This window comes from Sphingobacterium sp. WOUb80, assembly GCF_050058145.1.
Taxonomy (GTDB): Bacteria; Bacteroidota; Bacteroidia; order Sphingobacteriales; family Sphingobacteriaceae; genus Sphingobacterium.
Window position 1 is genome coordinate 4,672,794 of the sequence record NZ_CP165617.1, and the last position, 19,922, is coordinate 4,692,715.

At 40.5% G+C, this 19,922-nt stretch carries 14 protein-coding genes; 8 read left to right on the forward strand and 6 right to left on the reverse strand.

Features of this window, described 5'->3' with window-relative positions:
• Positions 1–4: 4 nt before the first annotated feature.
• Positions 5–2,008, reverse strand: a complete 2,004-nt coding sequence (gene dnaG, locus AB1Z56_RS19370) for a DNA primase (protein ID WP_309365437.1) — start codon at positions 2,006–2,008, stop codon at positions 5–7.
• Positions 2,009–2,234: 226 nt separating this feature from the next.
• On the opposite strand from dnaG, the gene AB1Z56_RS19375 reads away from it, so the two are divergent.
• Positions 2,235–3,620 (forward strand): nucleotide sugar dehydrogenase, encoded by a 1,386-nt coding sequence (locus tag AB1Z56_RS19375; RefSeq protein ID WP_309365436.1) that lies wholly within the window; start codon positions 2,235–2,237, stop codon positions 3,618–3,620.
• A gap of 141 nt (positions 3,621–3,761) precedes the next feature.
• Here AB1Z56_RS19375 and AB1Z56_RS19380 read toward each other — a convergent pair whose 3' ends face one another.
• The gene (locus AB1Z56_RS19380; RefSeq protein ID WP_309365434.1) at positions 3,762–4,082 is read right to left on the reverse strand and encodes a hypothetical protein; all 321 of its coding nucleotides are present in this window, start codon (positions 4,080–4,082) and stop codon (positions 3,762–3,764) included.
• Positions 4,083–4,211: 129 nt separating this feature from the next.
• Positions 4,212–6,323 (reverse strand): M3 family metallopeptidase, encoded by a 2,112-nt coding sequence (locus AB1Z56_RS19385; protein ID WP_426789910.1) that lies wholly within the window; start codon positions 6,321–6,323, stop codon positions 4,212–4,214.
• 170 nt (positions 6,324–6,493) lie between these two features.
• Here AB1Z56_RS19385 and AB1Z56_RS19390 point away from each other — a divergent pair, with 170 nt between their 5' ends.
• Complete coding sequence (locus AB1Z56_RS19390) at positions 6,494–7,570, forward strand: DUF4407 domain-containing protein (protein ID WP_313269432.1); 1,077 nt, start codon at positions 6,494–6,496, stop codon at positions 7,568–7,570.
• A 90-nt stretch (positions 7,571–7,660) separates the two neighbouring features.
• On the opposite strand, the gene rmuC is transcribed toward AB1Z56_RS19390, so the two are convergent.
• Together rmuC and AB1Z56_RS19400 are read right to left on the reverse strand one after the other, a co-directional pair.
• Positions 7,661–8,983: a DNA recombination protein RmuC gene (rmuC, locus tag AB1Z56_RS19395; RefSeq protein ID WP_309365428.1), complete on the reverse strand. Its 1,323-nt coding sequence runs from the start codon at positions 8,981–8,983 to the stop codon at positions 7,661–7,663.
• Positions 8,984–9,187: 204 nt separating this feature from the next.
• On the reverse strand, positions 9,188–10,375 hold the full coding sequence (locus tag AB1Z56_RS19400; protein ID WP_313269427.1) for a formimidoylglutamase: 1,188 nt from the start codon (positions 10,373–10,375) through the stop codon (positions 9,188–9,190).
• A gap of 191 nt (positions 10,376–10,566) precedes the next feature.
• Between AB1Z56_RS19400 and AB1Z56_RS19405 the strand changes: the two genes are divergently transcribed.
• The 6 genes from AB1Z56_RS19405 (at position 10,567) to AB1Z56_RS19430 (ending at position 18,681) form a co-directional block, all read left to right on the forward strand.
• A complete protein-coding gene (locus AB1Z56_RS19405) occupies positions 10,567–11,538 on the forward strand; it encodes an NAD-dependent epimerase/dehydratase family protein (RefSeq protein WP_426789911.1) in 972 nt (323 codons plus the stop codon).
• 109 nt (positions 11,539–11,647) lie between these two features.
• Positions 11,648–12,940, forward strand: coding sequence for an HAD-IB family phosphatase (locus tag AB1Z56_RS19410; RefSeq protein WP_088163251.1), 1,293 nt, complete (start codon positions 11,648–11,650; stop codon positions 12,938–12,940).
• A gap of 135 nt (positions 12,941–13,075) precedes the next feature.
• Positions 13,076–13,660: a hypothetical protein gene (locus AB1Z56_RS19415; protein ID WP_309365420.1), complete on the forward strand. Its 585-nt coding sequence runs from the start codon at positions 13,076–13,078 to the stop codon at positions 13,658–13,660.
• Positions 13,661–13,662: 2 nt separating this feature from the next.
• Positions 13,663–13,794 (forward strand): hypothetical protein, encoded by a 132-nt coding sequence (locus AB1Z56_RS19420; RefSeq protein ID WP_309365418.1) that lies wholly within the window; start codon positions 13,663–13,665, stop codon positions 13,792–13,794.
• A gap of 158 nt (positions 13,795–13,952) precedes the next feature.
• Positions 13,953–17,288: a transcription-repair coupling factor gene (gene mfd / locus AB1Z56_RS19425; RefSeq protein ID WP_313269420.1), complete on the forward strand. Its 3,336-nt coding sequence runs from the start codon at positions 13,953–13,955 to the stop codon at positions 17,286–17,288.
• A 202-nt stretch (positions 17,289–17,490) separates the two neighbouring features.
• A complete protein-coding gene (locus AB1Z56_RS19430) occupies positions 17,491–18,681 on the forward strand; it encodes a trans-sulfuration enzyme family protein (protein WP_426789912.1) in 1,191 nt (396 codons plus the stop codon).
• Positions 18,682–18,769: 88 nt separating this feature from the next.
• On the opposite strand, the gene galK is transcribed toward AB1Z56_RS19430, so the two are convergent.
• Positions 18,770–19,921 carry a galactokinase gene (galK, locus tag AB1Z56_RS19435; protein ID WP_309365412.1) on the reverse strand — a complete coding sequence of 384 codons (1,152 nt, stop codon included), beginning with the start codon at positions 19,919–19,921 and terminating at the stop codon, positions 18,770–18,772.
• Position 19,922: the final 1 nt, after the last annotated feature.

A 19,922-nucleotide genomic window follows, 5' to 3' on the forward strand; every position in this document is an offset into this window, starting at 1 on the left:
TTGATTACTTTACAATTGTATTTCCCAGAAAGCCGCCCAACAACCGCTCGGCTTCTTTTAGCTTCTGATATTTAAAAATAAGGACTTCCAGATTTGCCACATCTTGTTCATGTTTCATTTCTTCCCGGATATGGTGCATTTCGGCCTCAATCTTACGTTTTTTGATCCGATAAATCGCTGTAACAACAAGCTGTTTTAAATGCTCATATTCTTGCGTGACATAAATTTTACGCTTATCGTCATTCCAATTTTCGCTGAGCGAATATTTACTGGCAACACTATTAATTGCCAGATCGGATATTGTCGCATCCGGATTTGAATAAAACTGCTTGGCATCGGGAATTTCATAATTTTCTGCAGCATCTCGATAAGCTTTTAGAATAAAAGCTGCGGCTTTATCCTTAAATTCAATGTCGCTAATATTTCCCAATAAAAGGCCTGCAACAGGAATATCCCCGTCGCCTTCCCAGGTTGCTAGATAATCACCATAGTTGATCAGAATACGTACAATCTCGCGTTCCTGAAGGATTTCCGAAGTGAGTTGTACCGGTTGTTCAACATTCTCCATCGGAGCTACTCCTCCTCTTTCATCGTCGGTCATGAAGAAATCCGGAGGTGGGCCGTCCATGCCAAACGGTGGCATCCCTGCATTTGGCGCTGGACTCTGAGGTTTACGAGCAGCATCCTTATCCGCCTTCTTTGCTCTATTGAGCCTAATCTTATTGAGTTCAGCCAATAAAATGCGCTCTTCAATATCCAAAAGGCTGCTACATTCCCGGATAAAAACAGAAACCTTAATTTCATCAGGAATCAACGCAATACTTTCGACAACATCGCGAATAACCTCTGCCCTCTTGATTGGATCGTTATTAGCATCGCGAAGAAGTATATTCGTTTTATAGAAAATGAAATCCTGCTGATTGGATTTGACATAATCTTTAAAAGCTGTGGCACCAAACTTTTGCACATAAGAGTCGGGGTCATTACCGTCGGGAAAAAGCAATACCTTGACGTTTAAGCCTTCTTCGAGCAGCATATCTGTACCACGCAAAGAAGCCTTAATGCCCGCCTCATCTCCATCATAAAGAATAGTCACATTCTTCGTAAATCTAGAAATCAGCTTGATCTGCCCTGTTGTCAAAGACGTTCCAGAAGATGAAACGACATTCTCCACTCCAGCCTGATGAACGGAAAGAACATCGGCATAGCCTTCTACCAAATAGCAGTTGTCCTCCTCCATAATTGCCTTCTTGGCAAAATTCAATCCATACAATACGTCGGATTTATGGTAGATTTCGCTTTCAGGAGAGTTTACATATTTGGCGACTTTTTTATCCGTCTTTAGCGTCCGACCACCAAAGCCAATGACACGCCCTGTCAGGTTATGAATCGGAAACATGACCCGGCCACGGAAACGATCATATAAAGATTTATCATCGCGTTCAATAGCCAAACCACTCGCGGCCAAATAATCTGGGTGAAAACCGGCTACCTGTGCTTTATCGACCAATGCCGTCCATTCCTCAGGCGAATAACCTAATTCAAATTTTTTGATGATATCCTCACGGTAGCCACGCTCCTTGAAATAGTTGAGTCCGATGACCTGTCCCATTTCGGTTTTCCAGAGTTGCTCGGCAAAGAATTTACTGGCCCAAGCACTTAGCACATATAGACTTTCACGTTTATCCTGTGCCGCTAGCTGGGCAGGTGAGCGCTCAACTTCCTCGATTTGAATCGAATATTTATCGGCTAAATAACGAATGGCTTCTGGATAAGAGAATTTCTCCAGCTCCATAACAAACTTGAGAGAATCCCCACCAACACCACAACCAAAACATTTATAGATTCCTTTTGAAACAGAAACGTGAAAGGAGGGTGTTTTTTCATGGTGAAATGGACAATTTCCAATCAATGAAGTTCCCCGTTTCTTTAAATCAACGAAGTCTCCTACCACCTCTTCTATCCGTGCTGTTTCCAGTACTTTATCAATAACTTCCTGCTTTATCAAACCGTTTCTTTTTTAATGTAAAATTAGAATAAATCTTTTGCATCTCCACTACGAAATGGCTTCTTTAATAGCATCACAAAAGGACAATGAAACTACTAGAAGGAAAAACAATGGATGAACCAGCTCCTATAAATAAATTGTTTTGATATGCTGTGCTTTGTATTGCATATCAAAAGCAATTTATCTAAGTTTGTTCTTCAATTTATAGCTGATTAAGATAATCAAAATGAGCAAAACAATCAAGAAAATATGCTGTATCGGTGCTGGATACGTCGGTGGACCTACCATGTCAGTTGTTGCAAAGCAATGCCCACATATTGAGATTACGATCGTCGATGTCAATGCGGCTCGGATCGCGGCCTGGAACGATGAAGATCTTGATAACCTTCCTGTCTATGAACCCGGGTTACAGGAAATCGTTGCAGAAGCACGTAATCGCAATTTGTTTTTCTCAACCGATATTGAAAAGGCTATCGATGAGGCCGATATGATTTTTATTTCGGTCAATACGCCGACTAAAAATTACGGCAAAGGAAAGGGAATGGCAGCAGATTTAAAGTATATTGAACTTTGCGCACGCCAGATCGCAGCTGTTGCCAAAAACGACAAAATTGTTGTTGAAAAATCGACTTTACCGGTTCGCACAGCGGCAGCTTTAAAAAGTATCCTTGACAATACAGGAAATGGGGTCAATTTCCATATTCTTTCAAACCCTGAATTTTTAGCAGAAGGAACAGCCATACAGGATCTTATCAATCCAGACCGCGTCCTGATCGGTGGCGAGAATGATGAAGCCATTGCCGCATTGGTTGATATCTATGCACATTGGGTAAGTCACGACAAGATCCTGACAACCAATCTGTGGTCATCAGAACTTTCGAAATTAACAGCCAACGCCTTTTTGGCACAGCGGGTTTCTTCCATTAACTCCATCTCGGCACTCTGCGAGAAAACAGGTGCGAATGTCGACGAAGTTTCCAAAGCGATCGGTATGGACTCCAGGATTGGATCCAAATTTTTGAAAGCTTCTGTAGGTTTTGGTGGCTCTTGTTTTCAAAAAGATATCCTCAATCTAGTTTATATTGCACGAAGTTACGGTCTCACAGAAGTTGCCGAATATTGGGATCAAGTGATTTTGATGAATGATTATCAAAAACAGCGATTTGCGGACAACATTATCCAAACATTGTATAATACCGTATCTGGCAAAAAGATTGCATTCTTGGGCTGGGCATTCAAAAAAGACACGAATGATACGCGTGAATCTGCAGCGATCTATGTTGCAGATTATCTATTGAGTGAACAAGCTGAAATCACGATCTATGACCCCAAAGTTTCTGCTGAACGTATCTATGCCGACCTAGATTACCTGAACACCCGCTCTTCGGAAGAAAACAGAACCTTGGTAAAAGTTGTTAACACCGCCTATGAGGCTTGCAATGATGCGCATGCAATTGCCGTATTAACCGAATGGGATGAATTTAAGAGCTATGACTGGGCCAAAATCAAGGAGCATATGAAAAAGCCCGCATTTGTGTTCGATGGACGTAAACTATTGAACCGTCAGGAACTTGAAAACCTTGATTTTAAATATTACGCAATAGGCGAGTAATCAAAATATTGATAAAATAAGAACCCTCAGGATATATTCACGTATATGTATGCAAATATAACTGAGGGTTTTGTTTGTGCCTGTTGTCAACGCATAAGGAAAGAGAGATGAAACACAAGCGATGCAACAGGACTTTTTATCTTAATTATTCAGCATCCCATAGAACTCGTTCATATAGTACGATTCCTGGAGCGCATCTCTAAAATTCTGCCATTGTTCTTCGTCAAATGAAAATACGATATCTGGATAAGGCGTCTTCATGATCAATCGAAATTCGCCGTCCGGAAATGTGCTAAAGAAAAGCTCATCGCCATTACTTCTTGTGATATTGAGAAAATCGAAGAATTTGTTCTTCGTAAATGTCAGTACAAAACTTTGTTGCCATATATAATAGGTTTGACACTTATGGCAAACACTGATATGGGTATCCCCTCTTTGGCTTAGAATCTTTGTATCACACATACTTATTTGCATTTATTTAGACTCATTATAAATAATATTCAAATGTAAGAATAGTTTTTAGAATAACAAGTGTCTGAACAAAAAAAAAAGGCGATATATTTCTATATCGCCTTTTTTGACTAGAGAGCCTTAGTTTAATCCCCTTTTTTTCAATAGATATTTTGGATCCGGATCCGCACCTCTAAATGCACGGTACATTTTAGCAGGATCATCTGTACCTCCTTTTTCAAGGATATTCTTACGGAAAGAATCTGCTGTCACTTGATCGTACAATGATTTTTCCTTGAAAGCGGCAAAAGCATCCGAATCCAATACTTCAGACCAGATATAAGCATAATAACCTGCAGAATACCCACCGGCGAAGATATGTTGAAAATATGTACTCCGATAACGCGGAATAATAGCATCAATAATACCTATTTTTTTCATTGCCATTTTTTCAAAGCCATTAATGTCTTTTGAAATTTCTTTTGTGGTAGCATGATAATCCATATCTAACAACGCAGCGGAAAGATATTCAACGGTTGCAAATCCTTGATCAAAGGTCCCGGCCTTTTCCATTTTCTGAATCAATGAATCTGGCATTGCTTCTTTGGTCTTATAATGCTTAGCATATGTTTTTAACACTTCGGGATCTGCAGCCCAATTTTCCATCACTTGTGAAGGTAGTTCAACAAAGTCACGTGGTACAGAAGTTCCCGCCATTGAGCGGTATCTTACATTGGAAAGGAGACCATGCAAAGCATGCCCAAACTCATGGAACAAGGTCGTCGCTTCATCAAATGTCAACAAGGCAGGATTTTTTCCCACTGGTTTTGTGAAATTGCATACGATGGAAATTACAGGAGCAACACGTTTGCCATCTTTTGTCGACTGGTTACGGTAAGAAGTCATCCAGGCACCGCCTCGTTTTGATTCGCGTGGGAAGAAATCAGCATATAAGAGACCTAAATGTGAACCGTCTTTGTCTTTAACTTCATACACTTCCACATCTTTATGGTAAGTTGGGACATTGTTTAAGGCGACGAATGTCAAACCATATAATTTATTGGCTACGGCAAACGCACCTTCACGAACTGCAGGAAGGCTCAAATAAGGTTTAATCTCATCTTCATCAAGCGCAAACCGTTTTTTGCGTATAATCTCTGTATAATATCTCCAGTCGTAAGGAGCAACAGCAAAATTACCGCCTTCGGCCTTAATTTCCTTCGCAATATCTGCTTCTTCACCTTTCGCTTTTGCTAAAGCGGGCGTCCAAAGTTTGTTTAATAGCGCATAGACATTGGTCGGATTCTTCGCCATAGACTCCTCTAGTACATAGGCCGCATGTGAAGAATAACCCAATAATTTTGCTTTTTGAAGGCGAAGGTTGACAATTTTTTGAATGATCGCCTTGTTATCGTTGGTGTTATCTTGATTACCGCGTAGCTGATAGGCCTCCCAAAGTTGCTTTCTCAATTCACGATTTTTTGCATATTGAAGAAAGGGCATAATGGAAGGATTCTGTAAAGTGAACACCCACTTATCTTTCTTTCCTTTTGCTACGGCTTCTTCAGCTGCTGCCGTTTTCAACGATTCTGGCAAGCCTTCCAATTGGCTGGCGGAATCCACTACCAGTGTATAGGCATTGGTTTCAGCAAGCAAATTTTGTCCGAATTGCGTTGTTAATGTTGAAAGTTCAGCATTAATCTTCTTCATTTTTTCTTTATCAGCATCCTTAAGGTTTGCTCCCGAACGGACAAAACTTTTATAAGTTTCTTCCAACAGTTTATTGTCTTGTTCGTCCAGTCCAAGTGTACTTCGGCTACTCCAAACTGTTTTAATACGGTCAAATAATTTGGTATTCATTGAAATCTCATCGGAATGACTCGATAAGATCGGTGCCAGATCTTTCGCTATCGCCTGAATACTGTCATTTGTATTGGCGCTGTTTAAATTATAGAATACTGTAGATACATTGTTCAATAATCCACCCGCATTTTCGAGAGCGACTATGGTATTTTGAAATGTTGCTTTATCGGGATTATTGACTATCGTATCAATTTCCAAATTATGTATTTTTATAGCCTCGTCAAAAGCTGGCCTAAAATGCTCCGTTTTGATCTTGTCAAAAGGAGGTACATTGAACGGGGTCTCGTAAGCCAATAAAAGAGGATTATCTGTCATCACTTTTTTTTCCTCACAACCAACAAATGCAGTTGCCACTATCACAAAGAATGGCAAAAGTTGTCTTTTCTTCATATTATCTGATTATTCCTGATTTTTTCCCAAAGATAATAAAATTAGGCAAAAGCATAGGCGCCACTTAGGGTGAGGTATTAGAGTCGAAAAACCGTCATCCTATTGTAAAACAAAAACTTATTCATAAACCTTGTTAAAAATAATCTGTCAATTTGGATAAAAATATTTTAATGAGCGATATTAACCGTTTCTTTTGGAGATGTGCGGGGGTACATCAAGAAACTCTTGAAAAATATCCGGAAGAACATAGTAAGTACACAGCCATAGGTGCTACTATTTTTTTTACGGGATTGTTTGCCAGCCTTTCGGGTGGTTATGCCATGTATTTCGTATTTAGTGGGGGAGCATTTGACTGGCTTTTGGCCATTGTATTTGGCATCATTTGGGGTTTAGCGATATTCAATATGGATCGCTATATTGTACTCAGTATAAATAAATCCAAAAGTGGCCTTATGCAGCTTCTGCAGGCTCTTCCTCGAATTCTATTGGCAATTTTGATTGGCCTAGTTATCTCTCGACCGTTGGAGCTAAAAATCTTCGATAAAGAGATTCGAGAAAACCTTCGTGTACGTTTTCTTGCAGATCAACGCGCTAAAATTGACACACTCAACAGTACTTTCAATAAAAAATATGCCAATGAGGTTTCACTTTTAAAATCGATTACAGTAGAACGTGATTCATTGGAAGCCAGTATTAAAAATGACCGTACAAAATTGAATTACGAGATATTCGGGAACAAAACAACCGAAACATCTGGTGTCATGGGTTATGGCCCCTATGCCAAAATGAAAGAAGAAGAACTGAAGAAAAAAGAGGGCTATTTGGATACATTGCGAAGTAAAATAACGACCCAGCAAAACGCGATACGCCAGAAACAAAAATTTGAAGGTATATTGGATCAAAAGGTCTTATCGAACGCTTCACTGGATAGCGCTGTGAATGTCGCTGGTTTTGCAGACCGCAACTCGGCCCTAGGCAACCTCAGATATGATGCCAATGGCAAAGTCAACGAGTCGAATGCAAATGCTGTATTTTTTATTGCGCTGCTTTTTGTCTTTCTGGAATGTTTACCTGTAATTGTCAAACTGCTGGCAGGAAAGGATCCATATGACAACGAAGTCCAAAACCAAAGGACCATTCATGATTACGAATCAGACACCAATGTCACTGTTCAAAAAGAAGCTGTCGATCGTTTAAAGGATACGTATGTTGATGTTTCCATCAATAAGCGAATGAAAGAACTTTAGTAGAATCGCTAGCATAAGTTAGCAGAGCAGGTTTTGCATTTCACAGCTAAAAATTATAAACGGGCTTGCCTTTCGGCAAGCCCGTTTTTGTTAATCTTCCTCATCCAAAAATTTGGAATCGATCTGTTTATTTGCCTTAGCCCCTAAACGTTTTAATTTCTCCACTTTTCCAATCACATTACCAGCTCCTGTAGAAAGCTTTTTAGTTGCATCTTCATGGCTTTTTAATGCGCGTTCCAACTGGTTTTGCACCTGTTCCATATCATTCAGAAAGCTCACAAATTTATCATAAAGGCTCCCCGCTTCTTTCGCTATTTCAATTACATTCCTGGTCTGACGTTCCTGTTTCCAGATACTTGCTATGGTACGAAGGGTTGCCAACAATGTAGAAGGACTGACGATGACAACTTTGCGATCCCAAGCCTCGCTAAACAAATCTGGTTTTTGGGCCACAGACATACTTAAAGCAGACTCTATTGGCATAAATAGCAACACAAATTCTGGCGACTCTATACCATATAACTCGTGATAGTTTTTTGCGGAAAGTTCCTTCACATGATTTTCCACAGACTGTACGTGCTGCTTTGCGAAAATTGCACGGTCCTCGTCCGTCTCAGCATTGACCCATCGTTCATAGGCAATCAACGAAACTTTCGAATCCACAATCAGATGTTTATCTTCGGGAAGATCGATGATCGCATCGGGCTGCATTCTTCTGCCCTCTGCATCCATAAGAGACACCTGCAGTCTAAATTCCCGATCGCGCATAAGTCCCGAACGCTCCAAAACCCGCTCTAAAATTACCTCGCCCCAATTGCCCTGCTTTTTGGTATCCCCTTTTAATGCCTTGGTTAGGCTATTGGCTTCGTCTTTAATTTTAAGACTCTGTTCGACCAGCTGGAGGACAACCCCTTTTAAAGAATTCCTTTCAGCTGCTTCCTGATTGTAATTTTTATCGACTTTCTCTTCAAACAATTTGATTTTTTCTTTCAATGGATCCAAGATCAAGCCCAGTGAACGATGATTGGTCTCTGTAAACTTTTGTGTCTTCTCTTCTAATATTTTATTGGCGATGACCTGAAACTCATTGTTGAATTGTCGTTTAATCTCAGCAATTTCATTCTTCTGTTCCTGAAATTTATCGAGCTGCGCCTCATAAAATGAACGTGTACTTTCTAAAGACCGCTCTGCGACCAGAAGATTCTCCCGTTCCTTATCCAATTCATTTTTTAGCATAAGACGTTCTTCCAGCAAACTTTGTTCCCGCTGTTGCGATCTAGCGAGCTCAATTTTTAGTGTTTCAACCTCCTTATTGTACGCAGGACCAGCACTGGTATCGGTATTCTTTTTGAGCACCAATACGATCAAAATGACCAATAACAAAACGATTCCCGCAAAGAAAAATATTTCCATGATTTGTATTTTCTGAAGATGGTGTATACTTACCTGAGCAGGTTTGTTTTGCCATCATTGCATTTAATTAAACCTATAACGTCCTAAATTTAATGGATTAGCGCTATTAAAACACCGATAAAACCAATCGGTTATCTTTTTGCACGGTGTATTATACGCTTCTTTATGGTAAGGCGTAATACCTATGTCCCACTTAGCGGTAAACTATTGTAACTTTTGGTGTGTCTTCCACCATAGGTCGGGCATTTCACCTGAAACAGCCAATTGGTAGTCTTCATAACGGCAAGGCACAAGGTAATAACGCTCATTAACAGATTTGGACCCAAAATAAGGCACTTGAATCCACCAACGGTCTGATTTTTTACTTTTCACAAAGACCAATTCATGCTCTTCGTTTTCCAGTGTCGTGCGGTAAATGATATAAGATGATTTGGGGTACAGCGGCGTATCTTGTTTACGGTTGTAGTAACCATCAATAAAGCACCAGATCATTTGGGAGACTAACATTGCTGTCTGCTCCATTGGATCAAATGTTGGATTGAATTCATAAAAACCAATGGAGGAGCATTTATCCGACATCCCTGCATAGCGGGCAAGCTGACAAGCCTCATCACCATATAGTCCATTCGGCATGGCATTGGCATTTCCCGGTGCTTCGGAGGCCCGAATGGCTCCAATATCAAAACTAATTAAATCTGCCGCTCGGATCAAAGGCTCAGATTGGTCCATTTTACCAGCAATCATACCTAATCGTGTCGCGTTAAAAAATAGTTTATCATACATATTGATAGACTCTTTACTGACGAGGTAGGTTTGATAGGCTATGGCATTTAAATTGAATAAATAGTCTGGCTGATGCAAGATAATATGGTTCACATAAGATCGGGAATTTAGGCTCACATTGTCGGCATTTTCCTGATCAAGGTCAAAACGTGCGTCGATAATCGCTAATTCTATTTTTCGTTCCAAATTTTGATACCCCAAATATTGCGCATAGGTAAGGTCCTGTCCACCACCAATGATAATCGGAAGAATATTTTCTTTGACCAGTTCCTCCACAACAGATTTTAAAGCGATATAAGTATCTTGAATTGTATTACCGGCTTTGATATTTCCCAAATCAACGATATTCATCTTATAATCGCCCTGATATAGCGCATAGAGATGTTTCCGTACAGCATCCGGTGCTTTATCCGTTCCATTATTATTCATGGATGCACGGTCTTCTTCCACACCGACAATAGCCAACTGAGGTTGTTTATCCGCTTCCCAGCTCGGAAAATCTGTTTCATAGGCTTGAATAACGTTTCCAAGTTGAGAACTCAAGAACCCATGCTCAGGAGCAAAACCTGTAATTGAAATCGGGCTAAAGAATACGGACAGTGATGACATAAGCTATAATTTGTAAAATCTCCTATTTGTTCTGAAAGCAACTGTTTTAATTGGACTGAAAGAATCTACCTTGGCTTTCATGGTGTTTGATACCTGCGAAAGCATGACGGTTTTTTCAGGATACAATTCACACAAATATCCATTTATTAACTAACTTTTGAAAACATTATTTTTAACAGTATCTTTATCAAGTGATATTAATAACTGGAGGAACAGGTTTTTTAGGGTCTACATTAATCAGGCAGTTGATAGACCAGGGAATTGACGTGATTGCCATCAAAAGAGCTCAGTCGACTATTCCGGCTCCGTTGTTAGCATCTTCGCTGATTCAATGGATCGATGCAGATATCAACAATTATTTTGAATTGGAAGATGCGCTCGAGGGGGTCACCAAAGTATTCCATTGTGCAGCATTGGTTTCTTATCAAAAAAAAGATGCTAAATCACTCTTTAACGTAAATGTGGAAGGAACAGCAAACGTGGTCAATCTTTGCCTTGAAAAGGGCATTCGTCTGCTCCATGTAAGTTCCATCGCAGCTTTAGGGACAAATAGAGACAACCTGCCGGTATCCGAGAAAGACCATTGGGAACACAATTCATTGACATCCAACTATTCGTTATCAAAATATCAGGCGGAGATGGAGGTCTGGCGTGGCATTACCGAAGGTCTAAATGCAGTTATTGTCAACCCCTCAGTAATTTTAGGTGCTTCGGCCAACGACAAAGGCTCTGGAGCTATTTTTTCGATGATCAATAAAGGTCTACGATTTTACCCAAAAGGAAGTGTTGGCGTTGTTGACGTTGAAGATGTTGCTGCGATCATGATTCAATTAATGGAAAAAGATGATATTACCGCTGAGCGCTATATCATCAATCATCTCAATATAAGCAACAAGGATCTGCTGAGCGTGGCAAGTGTATTAATGAATAGGCCTGAACCGACAATCGAAGTTTCTGAGACCTTACTGCAAATTGCCTCCACTGTTTCCAGTATGCTTTCCGTATTTAAAAAATCGGATACGACATTGACAAAAGAAACTGCGGCGGCTTCAAGTGCCAAATTGCAGTATTCCAACGCTAAAATCCAGGAACTTCTAAACCACAGTTATCGGCCTTTGGAACAAACGCTAAAGGAAATTGCAGATTTGTATAACAAACAGTAAAACTATAACATAACAAACAACCGAACCTTGAAACCGTCGGAAACCTACCGATATCGGAGATCAGCATTCAGCGCTATTACTCTTGATCGTTTCATAAAAAAATAATAAAATGAAAAACTATTACATCATTGATTTTGATAGTACATTTACACAAGTAGAAGCACTTGACGAACTTGCACGGATCTCCCTTGAGAATCATCCGGATCGCGAGTCTATCTATCACGAAATTGAGCGGTACACCAATCTTGCCATGGAGGGTAAACTATCTTTCCGAGAGGCTTTGGCAGGACGCGTAAAACTCTTAAATGCCAATAAATCTCATCTGGATAAACTTGTTTCGCATCTTAAGAAAAAGGTTTCAACCTCTTTTTCCCGAAATCGTGAATTCTTTAAGAAGCATGCCGACACCGCATGGATTGTTTCGGGAGGTTTTAAGGAGTTTATTACGCCTGTTGTAACACCGTATCATATCAAGACTGAAAATATCTATGCCAATACATTCAGATTTGATGAAGAAGGTAATATCATCGGTTTTGATGAAGAGAATCCGTTATCAAATGAAGGTGGAAAAGTGCAATTATTAAAACAATTAAATATTGAAGGAAGACTATTTGGTATTGGTGACGGTTATTCAGATTTTCAACTGAAAGAATCGGGGTTAATCGAAAAATTCTTTGCCTTTACGGAGAATATCCAGCGTAAAAGTGTCACTGAGAAAGCAGACTTCATCACACCTAGTTTTGATGAGTTCTTATATGTAAATGATCTGCCTCGTGCAATATCCTATCCTAAAAATCGTATCCTTTGTTTGATCGTGGGAGATGTACCAGAAATAGCGGCTCATATCTTAAAAAGAGATGGCTTTTCAATCCGCACAAAAGATACCTTTGAAGAAAAATATGTGAAGGATGTAGGAATGCTTCTATTGGGGGACAATATCGATATCAGTGATGAGCAACTCCAACATGCAGACAAGTTAAAAACGATTGGATATTTGGGCGATATCAGAGGGCATATCAATAAAGATATCTGCAATGCTAAAGGTATTGTCGTTTTCGATGATAAGAAAAATAAAAAGAAAAATTCCGAGTTTATACCTCGGCGGATGGCCGATTTTATCAACAATGGTGATACTTATTTAAGTCGGAACTTCCCAAATCTGATTTTACCAAAAGTAAAACAGGTAACAAGATTGTTGCATATCCACCAAAACGTTCCCGGAATTATGGCTCAGATCAATAAGGTCTATGCTCAAAATAACATCAATATCGTTGCCCAATTTCTAATGACCAAAAGTGACATTGGCTATGCGGTAACCGATATACAAGGCGAATATGATAAAGATCTATTGAAACAACTCAAACAGATCGACAATACAATTAAGTTCAGAATATTGTATTAATAGCAAGCGGCGATAAATATGTTGGTAGTTATTGCCTACATAAATTCCGGCTTATGAAACGAGAAATTTATTCAGGCGCGCTGTCAGTGTGCCTGAATTTTCGCTCAACAACTCTTTTACACTAAAACACAGATTATGTCCTTACATCAAGATGCCGAACTAAAGAAAGCTGTCCTTGACCTACCACAAAAGGAAAAAGACAAACTCCTCGTACGCCTGATAAGCAAGGACAAAATGCTGATCAAGCAATTGCATTTCCAATTACTGGAAAACGAATATGATTTAGAAGATCGTATTGAGAAGCTACGCCAGCAACTGGCGCAATTGTTCGATATTGGTTTAAGCCAGATCGCCAACACAGCACATCACAGTAACTTTATTGCGTTGAGCAAGCTGGTGAAGCAGGCAAGCGGTTTAGTGAATGAGCACGAAAAAGTCACCAAGGACAAAAACAGCGAAGTAGAATTTAGATGTTATATCCTGAAGCGTGCCATTGCCGACTACGACAGGCTTTTTGACTCCTCCTACCAGTCTGCTGCCCATAAATTGCATAAATACATTACAGGCCGAATAAAACATGCGGTAGGTAAATTCAGTAAACTTCATGAAGACTTTCAGTTTGACTATCGGGAAGATTTTCAAAATACACTAGATGCTTTTGGTAATACAACACTAAAAAGCTATATTAGTGAACAGAAGATTGATATCGACCTAAATTAACCATGAGAAATAGTAAAAACCGTGTAAAAATTGGATCCTTTCATGTTACAGCTTACGAGCAATACAAATTAATTTACTTGGCCACATTGTTGGTGTTGCTCGCTTTTGCCTATACCTTTTACTTGGCCCAATAAAATCAGTACAGATTAATCTGCCTGTTACTTTTGAAAGGCTTTAAAGTATCTCCTTCTTAACGAGCAAGTCAGCCATTTTTTTACCAAAAAATTTAGCACTTCATACCCAATACTTGATACTATTTCGTTAAATTCGCAATTATTCGAAATTTTTGCTCGTGGGAATTCAAGAAATATTAGAAAAATACAGCCAAAGCGAAACTGTCCAGTCGCTTACCAAGGCCATGCAGTCCAAAAACCCCAAGATCCAGCTGAAAGGGCTTATTGGATCTTCGGACGCATTTATAGCCGTATCTTCTTACAACTTACAAGAACGTCCGATGGTCTTTATCTTACCGACTCATGAAGACGCTTCTTATTTTTTAAGTGATCTGGAAAGCCTGCTGGATAAACAGGTTCTTTTTTTTCCTTCGTCTTATCGCAAATCGTTTGATTTTACACAAACTGACTCTGCCAATGTATTGCAACGTGCGGAGACGTTAAGTTCACTTAACCACACATCCGAATTACCTAAAATGGTAGTTACGTATCCGGAAGCTATTGCGGAGAAAGTAATCAACCGGAATGATCTGGATAAGAATACACTGGAAATAACTGAAAATACAGCTTTAAGCATTGATTTCATCAACGAATTTTTAATCGAATATGATTTCGAACGCGTTGACTTTGTGTATGAGCCGGGGCAATTTGCAATACGCGGTGGCATCGTAGATATCTATTCTTTTTCGAATGACCTCCCATACCGTATTGAATTCTTTGGCGATGACATCGAAAGCATACGGACATTTGACATTGAGTCCCAACTGTCTGTCAAAAAAATCCACAAAGTAACCATTGTACCAAATGTCCAAGCGAAATTCCTGACATCCCAGCACATTTCCTTATTGGAATATGTAGATCAGGACGCTACGATCTGGATCAAAGATGCTCAATTTACCTTGGATATTGTTAAAGATGGCCTAAAGAAAGCAGAAAAATTATGGGCGGGATTAACAGATAAGCAGAAAAAGGACAACCCGGAATGGCATAATCCAGCCCATGAATTTACAGATGAGAAAAACCTCAATGCCTTATTTTTCGAGTTCCCCGTCATCGAATTCGGCAAACAGTTTTTTTATAAATCCGAAGTAAGCCTCAAGTTCGATATCCATCCGCAACCTTCATTCAATAAGGATTTTAATCTCTTAATCCATAATTTCAAAGAAAATGAAGGCCAGCGCATCCAGAATCTGATCTTTTCAGATTCAACAAAACAGGTTGAGCGCATTTATACCATCCTAGAAGACCTCGATAAGTCGGCAACCTTTATTCCAATTCATAAAGCTTTACGGGAAGGCTTTAGAGACGACAGTTTAAAACTGGCCTGCTATACGGATCACCAAATATTTGACAGGTATTATAAATACAAACGTAAGAAAGCTTACGAGCGTTCGCAGGCAATCACGCTCAAAGATTTGCGGGATCTCAAACCCGGAGATTTCATCACTCATATTGATCACGGTGTCGGCCGTTATGGCGGCTTGGAAAAAGTAGATGTTAACGGTAAATCTCAAGAAATGATCCGCTTGATCTATGCAGACAATGATCTTCTGTATGTGAACATCAACTCTTTAAACCGCATCTCCAAATATTCGGGTAAAGAGGGCACAGTCCCCAAAATGAATAAACTGGGTACAGATGCCTGGGACAAACTCAAGAAGACAACCAAGAAAAAGGTTAAAGATATTGCACGCGACCTGATCATGCTCTATGCCAAACGCAAAGCACAACATGGGAATGCATTTTCACCGGACAGTTACTTACAGAATGAGCTAGAGGCTTCGTTTATCTATGAAGATACCCCCGATCAGGAAAAGGCTACTGCTGATGTAAAAAAAGATATGGAATCGCCGCATCCGATGGACCGGCTGATCTGTGGGGATGTTGGCTTCGGAAAAACGGAGGTTGCCATCCGTGCGGCCTTCAAAGCTGTAGCAGACAGTAAACAAGTTGCTGTTCTGGTACCGACTACTATCCTGGCATTGCAGCATTTCCGGACATTTTCGGAGCGTCTAAAGGGCCTTCCATGCACGATCGACTACATCAACCGTTTCAAGACAACGAAACAGATTAAAGATACCTTAGCCAGGCTCGCTGAAGGAAAAATAGACATTATCATCGGCACACACCGCCTTGTTAGCAAAGATGTGAAATTCAAAGATCTCGGCCTGATGATTATCGATGAGGAACAAAAGTTTGGCGTTACCGTAAAAGAAAAATTGAAAGTCATGCGCGCGAACGTGGATTCGCTGACATTAACAGCAACACCTATACCGAGGACCTTGCATTTTTCATTGATGGGAGCCCGCGATCTGAGTATCATCTCGACTCCGCCACCCAACCGCCAGCCTGTACAGACCGAACTCCACGTTTTCAATGAAACATTGATCGGTGAAGCCGTCAGTTACGAACTTGATCGCGGCGGACAGGTATTCTTTATCCATAACCGTGTGGCAGATCTTCCACAGCTGGGCAATTTGATCCGCAAACTGGTTCCAGGAGCCCGTGTCGGTGTTGCACATGGCCAATTGGAGGGCGATGAACTGGAGGATGTGATGCTCAAGTTTATCAATCACGATTTTGATGTCTTAATCGCCACAACGATTATTGAAGCGGGTCTTGATATTCCAAATGCGAATACGATTATTATTAATCATGCGCATATGTTTGGCCTCAGTGACCTGCACCAAATGCGGGGCCGGGTCGGTCGCTCCAATAAAAAGGCCTTCTGTTATCTGCTGAGTCCGCCATTGTCGACTTTAACTTCGGAGGCCTATAAACGACTTTCTGCGATAGAAGAATTTTCTGAACTGGGCTCTGGATTTAATGTTGCCATGCGCGATTTAGATATACGTGGTTCGGGCAACCTCTTGGGTGGCGAACAATCGGGCTTTATTGCCGAGATCGGTTTCGAAATGTATCATAAAATCTTAGACGAAGCTATTCAGGAACTGAAAGAGGATGAGTTTTCAGAAGTATTCGCTGATGAGAAGGAACGAAAGTATGTATCCTTTACGCAGATTGACACAGACCTTGAGGTATTGATCCCCGATGAATATGTAACGAATATTACGGAACGGTATAATCTATATACGGAACTCTCCAAACTGGAGAACGAGCAGCAATTGGCAGCCTTTGAGAAAGAGCTTGAAGATCGTTTTGGTCCTATCCCACGAGAAGTCTTTGAATTGTTCAATACCCTTCGTTTACAGTGGTTTGGCAAAACGATCGGATTCGAAAAAATAGCGTATAAAAAGCATACATTGAAAGGTTATTTTGTCAACAATCCAAAATCCAGCTACTTTGAATCAGACCAGTTTGGCCGCGTACTTTCCTTTGTACAAAGCCATCCAGAGATCAGCAACCTCAAAGAAGTCAAAGGCCAGCTACGTTTAGCGCTAAACAATGTGAATACTATTGGATATGCGTTGAGCCTTCTGAAAGAAATGTTGTAATATGTATTGATGCATCCGATATAAATAAAATCTACTCAATACGTAGATTTTATTTATATTTGATAGACAAGACAACCTTCTTCGGGGCTATTTGCACCAACAATGCTTTCAAACGAATTGAAGGTTCCTTACGATCAAAGATGCGACAAGTTCGTGTTATGGAGACTTAAGGCAATACAAAGCATCAATCAACATTATTAGTATGGCAACCAATACCGAAACGATACTCGTCCATGAGGGACAGCAATTCAACCAGACATCTGCAGTAACTACTCCAATCTATCAGACATCCACCTACATTGCAGATCCTGACCCTACGGAATACATCAAAGCTGCTACCGAACCGAAACACCCTTATTTTTATCATCGTCATGGCAACCCGACGAATAGCCAAGTAGCCTCCATCCTCGCAAAATTGGAAAAAACGGAGGATGCACTGGTATTTGCAACAGGTATGGCAGCTATTAGTACCGCCATATTAGCCATCGTCAAATCGGGGGATCATATTGTCGCCCAACATGCACATTATTCAGGTACAGCTATTTTCTTTAAGGAATTCTTAACGGATTATGGCATCACAGTTACAGCTGTGGATCAAACAGATATTGCAGCGTTTGGAGAAGCTATTCAGACAAATACCAAGCTGATTTATATAGAGACTCCATCGAATCCTAATCTCCATATCACCGACCTAAAAGCGATCGGAGAACTCGCCAAACAGCATGGGATTCAGAGTATGGTCGATAACACCTTTGCCTCCCCTATCAACCAAACACCGACAGATTTTGGAATTGACGTCGTTGTCCACAGCGCCACGAAATATTTAGGCGGACATAGTGATCTCACTGCTGGTGTCGTCTGCGGTACGCGGGACTATATTGCCCGTGTATGGAAGCGATCGGTCGCTTTGGGGGCATCACTTGCACCGCTTGACTCCTGGTTATTGTTACGCGGATTGAAAACGTTAAGTCTACGTGTGAAACAGATTAATGCAAATGCCATTCAGCTGGCCGAATTTTTGGACCAGCACCCAAAAATTAAGAAGGTCAGTTACCCCGGGTTACCCAATCATCCCCAACATGAGCTCGCAGCCCAACAAATGAGCGGGTTTTCGGGTATGCTTTGTATGGAGCTGAACGGTAAAGATGAAGAAGAAGCTTTTTCAAATGCGCAGACATTCATCAATGGTCTCCATATATTTATCAACGCGGCCAGTCTAGGTGGCGTGGAGTCTCTTATTGTGCATCCAGCCAGCATGTGGGGTGGTCATCATACGAAGGAACAGAAAGAAGCTTCGGGAATTACGCAGGGCATGTTGCGCATCTCTGTTGGAATCGAACATATCGATGATTTAATTGCCGATTTAAAACAGGCTTTAGATCAAATTAACTAACACTTATGTGCTAAGTCTTTATCAAAAAGGGCAAAAAATAAGGGGAATAGCACGTTAATGTTATTCCCCTTACTGTACCTATTTTTTATTAAAGTACCCGTGTACCGTCGGCAATCCTGACCTGAATGACCGAAAGTTCTTTATCAAATTTCTGTTTGTATTCTTTTTCGAGTGTTGGCAAAATTGAAGGTAATACACCTTCTTTGACGATATTGATCGTACAACCACCGAAACCACCACCCATCATTCGGGCACCGATCACCTCAGGAAACTGCTTGACATAATCTACCAAATAATCCAATTCCGGACAGCTGACTTCATATACCTTGCTCAACCCCTCATGGCTTTGAAAAATATACTGTCCCAACTGAACAACATCGCCCGAACGCAGTGCATCGCAAGATTTCTCTACACGCTCATTCTCACGGACAACAAAGCTTGCCTTAGCGTAAATGTCAGCATCCTTGTCCTTAACCAATTCATCGAGCATCTCGACGGTTACATCACGCAAATTCTTAACCGTTGGATATTTTTCCCGCACCCAGGCAGAAGCTTGCTCACACTGTTCACGACGTGTATTGTAAGCTGTAGAAGCTAATGAGTGTTTTACGTTTGTATTCAATAATACAACTTCATAACCTTTAAGATCAAGTGGAACATACTCGAAACCCAATGTACGGCAATCCAACTTGATAACATTTTTTTCTTTCCCAAAGGCCGATGCAAACTGATCCATGATACCACACATCACACCAGCATACGTATGTTCAGCTTTTTGGGCTATCTGTGGAATATCCAGTTGCTCGACCTGCAGATCAAACAATTCACTAAGTGCCAGCGTCACCGCACATTCAACAGCAGCTGATGATGATAATCCGGCCCCAAGCGGTACATCACCATCGATATAAAGGTTAAATCCACCTAAAGCTGCCCCACGTTTCTGATACTGATCGACTACACCGAGAATATAGTTTGGCCAATGTTTTTCTGAAATAGCGATCTCCGCTAATTTCACCTCGTGGCGTTCCTGATAATCTTCTGCATACAATACGATCGTATCATCCGAACGCTTGCTTACAGCAACATAAATTGCTTTATCAATCGCTGCAGGCAATACAAAACCATCATTGTAATCTGTATGTTCGCCGATAATATTAATGCGTCCGGGGGAAGAAACCACAAGCGGTTCTTCTTGATAGTGTTCTTTAAATTTATTTACAATTGTATCTTTTGTTATCATC

Bases quoted from the DNA above. Each gene is read 5' to 3' on its own strand.
- AB1Z56_RS19375 (WP_309365436.1), top strand. From the start codon at position 2,235: ATGAGCAAAACAATCAAGAAAATATGCTGTATCGGTGCTGGATACGTC.
- AB1Z56_RS19380 (WP_309365434.1), bottom strand. From the start codon at position 4,082: ATGTGTGATACAAAGATTCTAAGCCAAAGAGGGGATACCCATATCAGT.
- AB1Z56_RS19385 (WP_426789910.1), bottom strand. From the start codon at position 6,323: ATGAAGAAAAGACAACTTTTGCCATTCTTTGTGATAGTGGCAACTGCA.
- AB1Z56_RS19390 (WP_313269432.1), top strand. From the start codon at position 6,494: ATGAGCGATATTAACCGTTTCTTTTGGAGATGTGCGGGGGTACATCAA.
- rmuC (WP_309365428.1), bottom strand. From the start codon at position 8,983: ATGGAAATATTTTTCTTTGCGGGAATCGTTTTGTTATTGGTCATTTTG.
- AB1Z56_RS19400 (WP_313269427.1), bottom strand. From the start codon at position 10,375: ATGTCATCACTGTCCGTATTCTTTAGCCCGATTTCAATTACAGGTTTT.
- AB1Z56_RS19410 (WP_088163251.1), top strand. From the start codon at position 11,648: ATGAAAAACTATTACATCATTGATTTTGATAGTACATTTACACAAGTA.
- AB1Z56_RS19415 (WP_309365420.1), top strand. From the start codon at position 13,076: ATGTCCTTACATCAAGATGCCGAACTAAAGAAAGCTGTCCTTGACCTA.
- AB1Z56_RS19420 (WP_309365418.1), top strand. From the start codon at position 13,663: ATGAGAAATAGTAAAAACCGTGTAAAAATTGGATCCTTTCATGTTACA.
- AB1Z56_RS19430 (WP_426789912.1), top strand. From the start codon at position 17,491: ATGGCAACCAATACCGAAACGATACTCGTCCATGAGGGACAGCAATTC.
- galK (WP_309365412.1), bottom strand. From the start codon at position 19,921: ATGATAACAAAAGATACAATTGTAAATAAATTTAAAGAACACTATCAA.